Origin of the sequence: Enterococcus sp. DIV0703, assembly GCF_051711065.1 — a bacterium.
In the GTDB taxonomy this organism is placed as follows: domain Bacteria; phylum Bacillota; class Bacilli; order Lactobacillales; family Enterococcaceae; genus Enterococcus_B; species Enterococcus_B hirae.
In genome coordinates this window covers 2,684,570-2,696,321 of the sequence record NZ_JBIOLX010000001.1, presented here as the reverse complement: position 1 = coordinate 2,696,321, position 11,752 = coordinate 2,684,570, and the positions used below count along the sequence as shown (strand labels likewise).

General features: G+C 36.5%; 11 protein-coding genes. 7 read left to right on the top strand and 4 right to left on the bottom strand.

Features of this window, described 5'->3' with window-relative positions; all coding sequences use genetic code 11:
• Window positions 1-7: 7 nt before the first annotated feature.
• The 5 genes from rpe (at window position 8) to IGK81_RS12350 (ending at window position 4,597) form a co-directional block, all read left to right on the top strand.
• Window positions 8-658, top strand: a complete 651-nt coding sequence (gene rpe, locus IGK81_RS12370; RefSeq protein ID WP_010720593.1) for a ribulose-phosphate 3-epimerase — start codon at window positions 8-10, stop codon at window positions 656-658.
• Window positions 659-1,294: a thiamine diphosphokinase gene (locus IGK81_RS12365; RefSeq protein ID WP_034700026.1), complete on the top strand. Its 636-nt coding sequence runs from the start codon at window positions 659-661 to the stop codon at window positions 1,292-1,294.
• Window positions 1,295-1,449: 155 nt separating this feature from the next.
• The gene (gene mreC / locus IGK81_RS12360) at window positions 1,450-2,304 is read left to right on the top strand and encodes a rod shape-determining protein MreC (protein ID WP_010720591.1); all 855 of its coding nucleotides are present in this window, start codon (window positions 1,450-1,452) and stop codon (window positions 2,302-2,304) included.
• Between the two features lie 3 nt (window positions 2,305-2,307).
• Window positions 2,308-2,817, top strand: a complete 510-nt coding sequence (mreD, locus tag IGK81_RS12355; protein WP_010737284.1) for a rod shape-determining protein MreD — start codon at window positions 2,308-2,310, stop codon at window positions 2,815-2,817.
• A gap of 217 nt (window positions 2,818-3,034) precedes the next feature.
• On the top strand, window positions 3,035-4,597 hold the full coding sequence (locus IGK81_RS12350) for a C40 family peptidase (protein WP_034700024.1): 1,563 nt from the start codon (window positions 3,035-3,037) through the stop codon (window positions 4,595-4,597).
• Window positions 4,598-5,061: 464 nt separating this feature from the next.
• Here the strand turns inward: IGK81_RS12350 and IGK81_RS12345 are convergent, their stop codons facing one another.
• Window positions 5,062-6,864, bottom strand: coding sequence for a M3 family oligoendopeptidase (locus IGK81_RS12345; protein WP_034700022.1), 1,803 nt, complete (start codon window positions 6,862-6,864; stop codon window positions 5,062-5,064).
• Window positions 6,865-6,982: 118 nt separating this feature from the next.
• On the opposite strand from IGK81_RS12345, the gene IGK81_RS12340 reads away from it, so the two are divergent.
• A complete protein-coding gene (locus IGK81_RS12340; RefSeq protein WP_034700020.1) occupies window positions 6,983-7,489 on the top strand; it encodes a VanZ family protein in 507 nt (168 codons plus the stop codon).
• Between the two features lie 238 nt (window positions 7,490-7,727).
• On the opposite strand, the gene IGK81_RS12335 is transcribed toward IGK81_RS12340, so the two are convergent.
• The 3 genes from IGK81_RS12335 to IGK81_RS12325 form a co-directional block, all read right to left on the bottom strand.
• Window positions 7,728-8,171, bottom strand: coding sequence for a hypothetical protein (locus IGK81_RS12335; protein ID WP_034700018.1), 444 nt, complete (start codon window positions 8,169-8,171; stop codon window positions 7,728-7,730).
• Between the two features lie 111 nt (window positions 8,172-8,282).
• Window positions 8,283-9,689: a L,D-transpeptidase family protein gene (locus tag IGK81_RS12330; protein WP_010720585.1), complete on the bottom strand. Its 1,407-nt coding sequence runs from the start codon at window positions 9,687-9,689 to the stop codon at window positions 8,283-8,285.
• Window positions 9,690-9,859: 170 nt separating this feature from the next.
• On the bottom strand, window positions 9,860-10,834 hold the full coding sequence (locus tag IGK81_RS12325) for an L-lactate dehydrogenase (RefSeq protein ID WP_005875171.1): 975 nt from the start codon (window positions 10,832-10,834) through the stop codon (window positions 9,860-9,862).
• A gap of 353 nt (window positions 10,835-11,187) precedes the next feature.
• On the opposite strand from IGK81_RS12325, the gene pth reads away from it, so the two are divergent.
• Window positions 11,188-11,748, top strand: coding sequence for an aminoacyl-tRNA hydrolase (gene pth, locus IGK81_RS12320; RefSeq protein WP_010720584.1), 561 nt, complete (start codon window positions 11,188-11,190; stop codon window positions 11,746-11,748).
• Window positions 11,749-11,752: the final 4 nt, after the last annotated feature.

Here is an 11,752-nt window from a genome sequence, read left to right as displayed (position 1 = left end):
AGCATTGATGAAAATAGCACCATCTATCTTAAGCGCAGATTTTTCTAATTTACAAAGAGACATCGAACTAGTAGAAAAAGGAGGGGCAGATTACATCCATGTAGATGTAATGGATGGACAATTTGTTCCAAATATTACATTTGGTCCCAATATCGTACAAGCCATTCGACCAATTACTAAGTTGCCACTAGACGTACATTTGATGATTGTTGACCCGGAAAAATATATTCCGGCGTTTGCGAAGGCTGGAGCAGATATCATCACGGTGCATGTGGAAGCCACTCCACACATTCATCGGGCATTGCAAATGATGAAAGATCTAGGCGTGAAATCAGGAGTCGTGATTAATCCAGGCACACCTATAACGATGATCAAACATGTTTTACCGATAGCAGATCAGGTCTTAGTGATGACTGTTAACCCAGGATTTGGCGGACAAAGTTTCATTGAAGAAACGGTAGAGAAAATTGCTGAATTATCAGAATTACGCGAGCAAAATAATTGGCATTATTCCATTGAAGTAGATGGCGGTATCGTTCCTGAAACCGCACAAATTTGTCAAAAAGCTGGAGCAGATGTTTTCGTTGCCGGTTCTTATATCTATAACTCAGAAGATCCAGTGGGACAAATCAATCAGTTAAAAGAGGCATTGAAATAAATGCAGGTTTTATTAGTGGCAGGAGGTTCTCCTGGAAATTGGCCAGAACTACAAAACAGTTATGACTGTTATATAGGCATTGATCGTGGTGCATGGTATCTTCTTCAAAACAATTTTCCCTTGGATTTAGCAATCGGTGACTTTGATTCGTTATCGGTAGATGAAAAAAAACAAGTTGAACAAGCAGCGAATGAACTGATCCAAGCACCAGCAGAAAAAGATGATACAGATACGCAGTTGGGGTTGTGTCAAGCCATTGAACGATATCCAGAAGCAACAATCACGATCATTGGCGCAACTGGTGGGCGATTGGATCACCTGCTTGCTAACCTTTGGCTACCGTTAGAACCAAGATTTAAACCACATGCTCAAAAGATCATTATTTGGGATCGTCAAAATCATGTCACCTACTATTTACCTGGCAAACATGTGATTACCAAAATGGATAAAATGCGTTATTTGGCCTATTGTTGTTTGACGCCTGTAACAGAGCTGTCCATCCAAAAGAGCAAGTATGAACTGGAAACAACTGATGTGAGCCAAGCAACTTCTTATGCAAGCAATGAATTTGTTTCAGATACGGCTGATTTTTCCTTTTCAACTGGGATGGTCGCAGTGATTCAAAGTAAAGATTAAGTTTGCTCTAACCGAGTAAATACAACAGAAATAGTTAAAAATGACAAGTCAAATTATTTACTAAAAAAAAGCTTAAGAGAGGTGTCATACCTTTTGTTTCGCCTCAATTAGTGATAAAATTGACCATAAGAGTCTAATTAATTCGAGGTGTCTTTGTGAAGAAGTTCAATCCTAATAAAAATATTATTATTACCTTAATCATTGTTATCATTGTGGTGACAATCTTAAGTGTGACTGCCGCGCAACGAGCGAATGAAGGAAAACCTAATTTCTTCCAGTCTTTTGTCAATGACAGTGTTTCATTTGTTGACCGTGCAATCTCTGCGCCCGTAAGATGGGTCGAAAATGGAGTGGATTCAGTCCATAATCTTTTCACGACTTATTCTGAAAATGAGCGATTAAAAGAGAAAATCGATAGTTATGATGAATTAGCATTAAAAAATAAAAATGACCAAAAAGAAATCGAAGCATTAAAGAAAGAACTTAACTTAAATCAAACATTGACTAACTATGAAAAAGTAACGGCGAATGTGATTACACGCTCACCAGATACTTGGCAAGATATGTTGATCGTTGATAAAGGATCAAAAGATGGCATTGAAGTGAACATGGCGGTAATGGCACAAAAAGGATTAATTGGTCGAGTAGTTGAAGTCAATCGTACTTCTTCTAAGATCGAGCTGCTGACTTCGTCAAATGAAAGTTCGAATCATTTCCCAGTTCGGGTATCTTCTTCTAGTGGAGAAGCGTTTGGATTATTGAAAAACTATGACGAAAAACTGCAAGCGTTAGTCGTGACACAATTAACTGGAGATACGAATATCAAAGAAGGCGACGTCGTTCAAACTTCTGGCTTAGGTGGGAACTCACCAGCAGATCTGCCGATCGGAACAGTCATCAAGACCAAACCAGATAGTTATGGCTTGGATCGTGAAGTATATGTGAAGCCTTACGCTGGAATGTATGATCTGCCAGTTGTGACGATCGTGCAACGACTGGTGGAGGATTAACCTATGCTGAAAAAAGATACAATGAAATATTACTTGCCAGTTGTATTGTTCTTATTGATGTTGATTGATGGGCATTTGACTAGAATGTTTGTCGAGTGGTCAAATGGGCAATACATGGCTAGTGCCCATTTTCTCATTTTGGCTTTGCTGTTTTGCAGTATGAAATTTCCTAAAAGGTATTTATTGATTACAACGGTCGTCCTTGGAGCAATCTTTGATACCTACTATATCGGTGTAATCGGGATCTATGCGGTGGCATTACCACTGATGGTCTTTATTATGTATTCGATGAGTTCTTATATCCACTTTAATATCTTTACAGAATTTTTTAGTATGATTATTTTTGTTACGGGGTATGAGTTGTTCACTTTAGCTGTACAATTGATTTTCAAATTAGTATCTGTAAATAACACTTACTTTATTACTAGATATCTTGGGCCAACTTTATTATTAACGATGATTCTATTCGCAGTTTTTGTTTTTCCATTCAAGAAATTATTCAGTGATGAATAATTTCTTTTTTTTGTACTGATTTCTGAAATAAATGTCATATTTTGTGAATAATCATTGAAACTTACATGTTTGTCATTTTAAGATTTTATTTTGAAATGTTTTTGTAACATAACTATTATATCGTTGACATACTGCTATGGTACAATTTTTATATCGTTAAGAAAGACTTAAATATATTTAGATATTTATTAAATTAAGCCAGTCGGAGGAATGAAGAGTGAAAAAGAGTTTATTATCAGCGGTAATGCTAAGTTCAATCGCTTTAACTGCCGTAGGATCACCGATCGCTGCCGCGGCGGACGATTTTGATTCTCAGATACAACAACAAGACAAAAAAATTGCAGACTTACAAAACCAACAAGCAAGTGCACAATCACAAATTGAAGCATTAGAAGGTCAAGTTTCTGCTATTAACACAAAAGCGCAAGATTTATTAACTAAACAAGATACATTGCGTAAAGAATCTGCTCAATTAAAACAAGAAATCAAAGATTTACAAGAACGTATTGAAAAACGTGAAGCAACAATCCAAAAACAAGCACGTGAAACACAAGTAAAAAATACTAGTTCAAACTATATTGACGCTGTGTTAAATGCAGATTCATTAGCAGATGCTGTTGGTCGTATCCAAGCAATGTCTACAATCGTTAAAGCAAACCAAGACTTAGTACAACAACAAAAAGAAGACAAACAAGCAGTAGAAGCGAAAAAAGCTGAAAATGAAGCAAAACAAAAAGAACTTGCTGACAACCAAGCTGCTTTAGAGTCACAAAAAGGCGATTTATTAGCAAAACAAGCTGACTTAAATGTCTTGAAAACTTCATTGGCTGCTGAACAAGCAACAGCAGAAGATAAGAAAGCTGACTTGAACCGTAAGAAAGCTGAAGCTGAAGCAGAGCAAGCACGTATCCGTGAACAAGCTCGCTTAGCAGAACAAGCTCGTCAACAAGCAGCTCAAGAAAAAGCTGAAAAAGAAGCACGTGAACAAGCTGCTGCACAAGCTGCACAAACACAAGCTTCATCATCAGCATCAACTACAACAGAAAGCTCATCAGCTGCACAATCTTCAAGTGAAGAATCAAAAGCTCCTGAGTCTTCAACAACAGAAGAATCAACATCTACTGAATCTTCTACAACAACAGAAAATTCATCAACTGGCTCTTCTTCTACTGAATCATCTTCAACAGAAGAATCAACAGTTCCTGAATCTTCTACACAAGAGTCAACACCTGCGAATACAGAAAGCAGTTCAAGCAGCTCTAATACAAATGTAAATAATAATACAAACAATAGTACTAATAACAGCACTAATAATAGCACTAATAACAGTACAACAAATAACAACAATAACAATAATACTGTAACACCAGCTCCAACACCTACACCAACGCCTGCTCCAGCACCAGCACCAAATCCTTCTGGTAGTGTGAACGGCGCTGCGATTGTAGCAGAAGCTTACAAATATATTGGTACTCCATATGTATGGGGTGGTAAAGATCCAAGTGGCTTTGACTGTTCTGGATTTACACGCTATGTATATTTACAAGTAACTGGCCGTGACATCGGTGGTTGGACAGTACCTCAAGAATCAGCTGGAACAAAAATTTCAGTTTCTCAAGCAAAAGCTGGAGACTTATTATTCTGGGGTTCTGCTGGCGGAACTTATCACGTAGCTATTTCATTAGGTGGCGGACAATATATCCATGCACCACAACCAGGTGAAAATGTTAAAGTTGGTTCAGTTCAATGGTACACACCTGATTTTGCAGTAAGTATGTAATAATAAATAGAATGAACAGGAGGAGAAATCTTCCTGTTCATTTTTTTTTGTGGCTCTATTCTTTTTGATGTTGGTGAAATTCACCAACATCTTTTTTATAGTTTAAAAAGTATAAAAATGATACCCTATGATTCTAAGGTTTCTTTTTACCAATATCCTTTGACAACGTGTCTTTTTTAGTCTGTAATGCAATCAGTGAGTAAAGAATGAAGTTTATATGTAGCTATAAAATAGTAGGGGACATTGGTGATTTTCACAAAAAATGATCATGGATGTTTGGAATGAGAGACGAAGCAACCAAAATAAATGAGCTAGAGTGAAGAAGGTTGGTGTAAACCAATCACTATTCTCTCTAGCTCATTTGGACTTATTAGTCAAAATAGGATTTCCAATGAATGAAAAAACTGCTATTTTTACTGTTTATGAATCGATCATTTTATCTAGTAATGATTTAGCTTGATCAATTAATGTACATATTCTTCAGAAAGTGTCATGAAACTATTGATATCCTCTAAAACCATATCGATGCCAGCTTGCCAGAAATCTGGTTTCGTTAAGTCAACACCTAAATGTTTTTGAGCAAGTTCTTCGGTTGTCATTGAAGCTGTATCTCTTAATAACTCAATGTATTCTTGCTCAAAACTTGTTCCTTTTTTGTTTGCATAAGCATAAATACCTAAACTAAATAAATAGCCAAACGTGTAAGGGAAGTTATAAAAAGGAACATCATCAATAAAGAAATGCAATTTAGCTGCCCAGAAGTGTGGGTGGTAAGTAGCTAAGGCATCATGATAACCTTCTTTTTGAGCTTCAACCATCATTTGAGTGATTTCTTCTTCTGAAACAAGTCCTTCTTGTCGCGCAGAATAGAAACGATTTTCGAAAATGAAACGAGAATGGATATTCATAAACATGGCCAAAGCATTTTGTAATTTAGTATCTAATAAATTGATTTTTTCTTCTTTCGTTTTGGCTGCTTTTAAGGTAGCATCAGCGACAATCAATTCAGCAAACGTGCTAGCAGTTTCTGCAACATTCATTGCGTAATCACGGTTCAATGCTGGCAGATCCCACATGACACTACTATGAAAGGCATGACCTAATTCGTGGGCTAGCGTAGCTACTTCATTGACTGAGTTACTATAGGTCATAAAAATTCTGGATTCTTGGGTTTCTGGCAGCTCAGTACAATACCCGCCAGGTCGTTTTCCCGGACGATCCTCTGCTTCAATCCAACTTTTTTCAAATGCAGATTGTGCAAAGGTTGCCATTTTGGGACTGAATTTTTGGAAATTCTCAATGATAAAAGAGGCAGCTTCGTCAAAGGTAAACGTCTTTTCCTTTAGATCTCCTAAAATAATTGGTGCATCTTGATCTTGCCACTCCATTTTTTCTTTACCGAAAAGATTGGCTTTTCTTGTTAAGTAATCAACTAACGGTTGTTTATTTTTTTGGATAGTTGCCCACATCACATCAAGTGTTTCTTTTTTCAAACGATTGTATTCTAATGGTTTTTGTAAATAGTCGTTCATACCATGTAGTTTATAGGTTGATAAACGGAAACCATCTAAGTGATTTAATGTGTCCGATAGTAAAGACGTTTTTTCTTGCCAAGCTTTTTCCCAGGCAATAAATAACTTTTCACGTACGAGTGGATCTGGATCACCCATCATTTTATTGAAGGCTTGACCTGCTGACAAGTCAGTTACCTTGCCATTTTCTTCAAATGGAATCACGATTGTTCCCACAATTGTGTCGTAATGACTGCTCCACGCGTTCAGCCCGTCTAATGAGAGTGTATTGATGATGTTTTCTTCTGCTTCGGACAATAAACGATGACCGTCTCTGCGAATCTCATTCATACGAAAAGCAATCAAAGAAAATTCATCTGTTTGGAGCAATGTTTGCCAATTATTGTCAGATATTTCTGCAAATTTTTTCGATAAAATCGTATCGGCTGATTGCCAACGTGGTAATAGTGCATATAATTTTCCTGATAAAAGCTTTGCTTGGGTATCTTTGACATTCGCAGATAACAAAGCCGTAATATAACTATTACATTGAGAAAAACCTTCTGTAATTGTTTCTTGTTGTTTGATCAGTGTCGTAAGTTCATCATTTGTACTGACTGAATGATCCCATTGATTAACGCATTGATAATAGGTATTGATTTGTTTTTCTAATTGTTCTAAGCGTTCATTTAAGGCTGGGGAATCACTTCCACCTGAAAAAATTGAATCAAGATCCCAATTTAGTGAATATGTCATGAAAAAGCTCCCTTCAATTTATAATACAATTAGTATAGCATTATTTTCTTATTTAAGTCTCTAAGAAAAGTTTGTTGTTTCGTAAAAAAAGAGCTATTATAAATGGCAGAGGTGACTTATGAATTCAATAAAAAAACAAATGAAAAATGGCAACTTTTATTTAGTTATTGCAGTACTCATCATGGCTCTCTTATTTTACAGTTCATCGCAAACTTACGGACAACAATCCCAAGTCTCCAGGATCGAAGAGTGGTTTCCCAATCATCCGTTTAAACAAGTATTTGATAATATTCGTTTTACTTATGGCGATGGTGTAGTGAGTGTAGATCATTTAGGTTATGGTAAATTCGTTGAATTTTTCTTACGAAAAGGTGCTCATTTTGGGGCTTATTTTATTTTAGGTGGTAGTTTGTTTTTAGGGGTCTTTCCTAAAATGAAAATCTGGTGGTTAACAAGTGTCTTAGCTTGGTTATCGGCGACCGGTTATGCTGGGTTAGATGAATTTCATCAGATGCTTACAGGGGATCGAACACCGTCTTTCCAAGATGTCATGCTCGATTCAATGGGGACATTGACAGCGATTGTCTTATGCTTGATCGTTGGTTTTGTGAGAAAAAAATTTTAGGTAGAAGGATCAATTAGTGTACATGAAAAAATGAGTTATAGAAGTAATTAAAATTGAGTATGAAGCCGAAAAATCCTAAAATAGTTTTCTATTTTAGGATTTTTCGGCTTCATTTCGTAGTATACTTGTGATTCATTTTTATAAAATAGAACTTGTGGATCAAAGCCAGCTGTTGTTTATTTATGGATAGATTGGATTGGAATTTATTTTAGGAGTGGTTGATTTTATCCTTGAATCATTATCTGTACCTCTCTTTGGGCACTAGTTTTTTATACGGTGACGCCTTTTGTGTATCGCTGTATAATCCTTTCATTATTTCTTCAAACAGAAGTTCATATGTATGTAATAATTTCTGGTGATTAGCCAACTCATTGGATGATGAGCGAAAAAACCTATTCCATAGCGAATTATTTTGATCTTGATTCGCGATCGTAGTATGAATATTATCCAGTTGCTGAAGGATTGAACAGAGGAGGCCCTTACCATTTAAAAATGATTGCATTTTTCTCTTGTCACTAGCTAGTTTTTTGACTAAAATCTTCTGTTCAAATTCATTATTCTCTGGTTTGACGAGTAGTTTTTGCTGGTCTGCGATACTGGCGGTTAATTCTAAGATCTGTTGCTCAGTGTAACCAAGAAACTGTTGATAATAAGTTTTTTTAGCTTGTAACTTATCGTCCATGTTATTCCCCCTTTGATAGTGATAGACGTAAAAAAACTGGTCTCTCTAAAGTTTAAGATAAACTTTGTTGAGAAACCAGTTTTTTTATGAATTCATTTTTTATTGAAGCTATCAGAAAATGATTACTGGTGTACCTTTTTCTACCATGCCAAACAATTCTTTCATGACACTTGGTGGCGTATTGACACATCCATGAGATCCACGAGTTTTCCAAAGATCGCCACCATATTCAGGTTGCCAGTCGGAATCATGGATACCAACGCCTGTCCAGTCAACTGGCATCCAGTAGTTTACAGGACTTGCATAAGGGGTTCCATCATCATTCGTTCCTTTTAATGTGGCATTTTCCTCTTTGTTCCAAACATAGAAAACACCAGCTGGAGTAGGGGTCTTAGGTTTTCCAGACACGATGTCAGTTTCTAGCGCAACTTTACCATCCTTGTAATACCACATATGCTGGTTTTTTAAATCAACTTCGATATAGGTATCTTCTATTAAAGGATGATCAGCTGTTGTGGCACCTTGAACAATTGGTGAACGGGTAAAGTCTTTACCTGCCAAAATGGCTGACTTCAAAGCTTCTGTTTCTGCATCAGTTTTGATTGACCAACTATAGGTACCAACAGGAACCGTTACTTCACCACGTTTTGTACTTTTAAATTTCGTGTCATTCGTACTCGTGTTATATTTTTCTCCTAAACCTGTTACATAGTTTTTAACTTGTGTTGTATCTAAATCAACTTTACCATCTGTATAAGTTAGCCAGTTAGCAATTTCAGAACGAGGTATCTGGAAAGTATTGCCGTTGATACTATAGGTTCCTTTGATATTAGCAATGGCATTCATTTCATCGACTTGTTTTGTTAAATTTTTATCGGTCGCTGTCACTTTTGGTTTTGTTTGAAATTTAGTTAAATCAATTTTGTTTTTGCCATCCTTCACACTGGTTTTCAGCGCGTTGATAGCTGCTGTCACATCAATCGTATCGCCAGTTACTTCTGGTTTTATTTTGAAAGAGTCACCAGATTTTTCAATCGTCGCATCTTGTGTCTGTGTCCGATCTTTATTTAATTCGGTTAGCTTATTCGTCGTGGAAGCCAGCGTTTCATCTAGTTTTTGATGATCAGTATCTTGCGGATCAATTTCTTGTTTTTCACTAGCGGAAACATAGTTCATGCCCCATGACCAAGCATTTTGTTGGTTTAACAATCGAGATAAATCTGCTGAAAAGTCATCTTTATAACCAAGCTCAGATTTTGCGATCTCTTCCCAAACTTTCCCATTTTCTTCAATCGTCAGCTTTTTATTGGAAAAGGTGTCTTTTAATTTGTCATTTGCCTGTTGCACGGTCAGGTTACTTACATTGATGGAATTAATTTCCGTGTTAGGTAAAAAATGATTGGTGTAATATGTACTGCGGTAAGCGTAAAAGCCGATTAATGCAAGGAATACGCCTAGCGTAGTTAATAGACCAATGTGTAGCGATTTCGATTTTTTATGATGAGAAGATCTTGTCATGCGGGCAGCTCCTTATTTGATAGTTTAGCGTATAACGAACTAATCATAGCATATTTTGAGAAAAAAGACGAAGGGGACAAATGATTTAGCAAAAATTTAACGATCGTTAAGTAAAAAAATCAAGCAGAATGCTGACATTCTGCTTGATTAAGTGGTTAAATTTATTCTAATTATTCAGCGTCTAATTTAGAAAAAGCTTCATCTAAGATTTCTTTTAATTGTTTAGCTGAAGCAGCCATACGATCTTGTTCGCTGTCACTTAGAGGGATTTCGATAACTTTTTGGATACCTTGACGGTTGATTACTGCAGGGGCACCAATGTAGATATCGTTCAAGCCGTATTCACCATTCATAAATACAGATAGTGGAAGTACAGCATTTTCATCATCTAAGATGGCACGAGTGATACGTGCTAAGGCTACAGCGATACCATAGAAAGTAGCGCCTTTCTTTTCAATGATTGTGTAAGCAGCATCACGTACACCAAAGAATAAGTTAACCATTGCTTCTTCATCAACGTCTGGATTGTTTTTAACCCATTCATAAATTTGTAAACCAGCAACGTTAGCATGTGACCAAACAGGAAATTCTGAGTCACCGTGTTCACCTAAGATATAAGCATGGACGTTACGTGCATCAACATCAACTAATTCTGCAAGTGCTTGACGGAAGCGAGCTGAGTCAAGTGAAGTACCTGAACCGATTACGCGTTCTTTAGGGAAGCCTGAGAATTTCCAAGTTGAGTAAGTTAAAATATCTACTGGGTTAGCAGCAACTAAGAAAATACCATTGAATCCTGATTCAACAATTTGTGTTACTACATCGCGGTTGATTTTTAAGTTTTTATTTACTAAGTCTAAGCGAGTTTCACCTGGTTTTTGTGGTGCACCAGCAGTGATAACTACTAAGTCAGCATCATGTGCATCTGCATAAGTAGCAGAGTAGATTTTTTTAGGTGAAGTAAATGCTAGAGCATGTGATAAATCAATAGCATCTCCTTCAGTTTTTGCTGTGTTGATATCTACGATACCTACTTCTTGTGCAATGTTTTGAGTAACTAGAGCAAAGGCATAGCTAGAACCTACGGCGCCATCTCCAACAAGAATTACTTTTTGATGATCTTTTTTTTCTGCAGCTGCAGTCATTATATATCAATCCTTCCATTGATTTTGTTTTTTCCCATGCCTATGCTAACATTTATCAAGCCCGCTGTCACGCTATTTGGCTATAAAATATAACAGATAACAAGGTTGTATTATATGTAAAAGCTTACATGTGCGTGATTTCACTATTTTTAAAAGGTTATTAATTTATTAGACTTTGAAGAAAATTTTAATTTCTTTATCATTTGTTAAACATTCTCTTTTTGTTGAAACAGGTACTTGTGTGTTATACTTAATAGTAGAAAGTAAAAAAATGAAAAAATGAGTCAAAGACTGGATTGCTTTAGGGCGCTCCAGCCTTTTGTGCTGCTTTTTTCAATTAGGTGGTAGAACAAATGAAAATGATCGTAGGGCTTGGAAACCCAGGAACCAAATATGCACAAACCAAACATAATATCGGCTTTATGGTCGTTGATCGCATGGCTGAAAAGCAACAAGCTGTGTTTAAAAAAAATACATTTGAAGCGGAAGTTGCAGAGTTTTTCTATCAAGGAGAAAAAATCTTATTAGTGAAGCCGCAAACTTTTATGAACGAATCTGGTCGTGCTGTAGGACCATTAATGACTTATTTCGGTATTTATCCGGAAGAATTAGTTGTTGTTTATGATGATTTAGATCTTGTAACTGGCAAGATCCGCTTGCGCCAAAAAGGGAGTGCTGGAGGGCATAATGGAATAAAAAGTATCATTTCTCACTTGAATACAAATGTATTTGACCGTATCAAAGTAGGCATTGGTCGACCAGAAGGAAACAAAACTGTTGTTCAACACGTGCTAAGCCCATTTAGTAAAGAAGTTCAACCATTGATTGAAGCAAGTATCGATCAGTCAGTGGCAGCACTCGAGTTTATGCTGGATGGTCATTCGTTTATCGATACGATGAACAAATTCAATTAGCGAA

Bases quoted from the DNA above. Each gene is read 5' to 3' on its own strand.
- IGK81_RS12345 (WP_034700022.1), bottom strand. From the start codon at position 6,864: ATGACATATTCACTAAATTGGGATCTTGATTCAATTTTTTCAGGTGGA.
- pth (WP_010720584.1), top strand. From the start codon at position 11,188: ATGAAAATGATCGTAGGGCTTGGAAACCCAGGAACCAAATATGCACAA.
- IGK81_RS12330 (WP_010720585.1), bottom strand. From the start codon at position 9,689: ATGACAAGATCTTCTCATCATAAAAAATCGAAATCGCTACACATTGGT.
- IGK81_RS12340 (WP_034700020.1), top strand. From the start codon at position 6,983: ATGAATTCAATAAAAAAACAAATGAAAAATGGCAACTTTTATTTAGTT.
- rpe (WP_010720593.1), top strand. From the start codon at position 8: ATGAAAATAGCACCATCTATCTTAAGCGCAGATTTTTCTAATTTACAA.
- IGK81_RS12365 (WP_034700026.1), top strand. From the start codon at position 659: ATGCAGGTTTTATTAGTGGCAGGAGGTTCTCCTGGAAATTGGCCAGAA.
- IGK81_RS12325 (WP_005875171.1), bottom strand. From the start codon at position 10,834: ATGACTGCAGCTGCAGAAAAAAAAGATCATCAAAAAGTAATTCTTGTT.
- mreD (WP_010737284.1), top strand. From the start codon at position 2,308: ATGCTGAAAAAAGATACAATGAAATATTACTTGCCAGTTGTATTGTTC.
- IGK81_RS12335 (WP_034700018.1), bottom strand. From the start codon at position 8,171: ATGGACGATAAGTTACAAGCTAAAAAAACTTATTATCAACAGTTTCTT.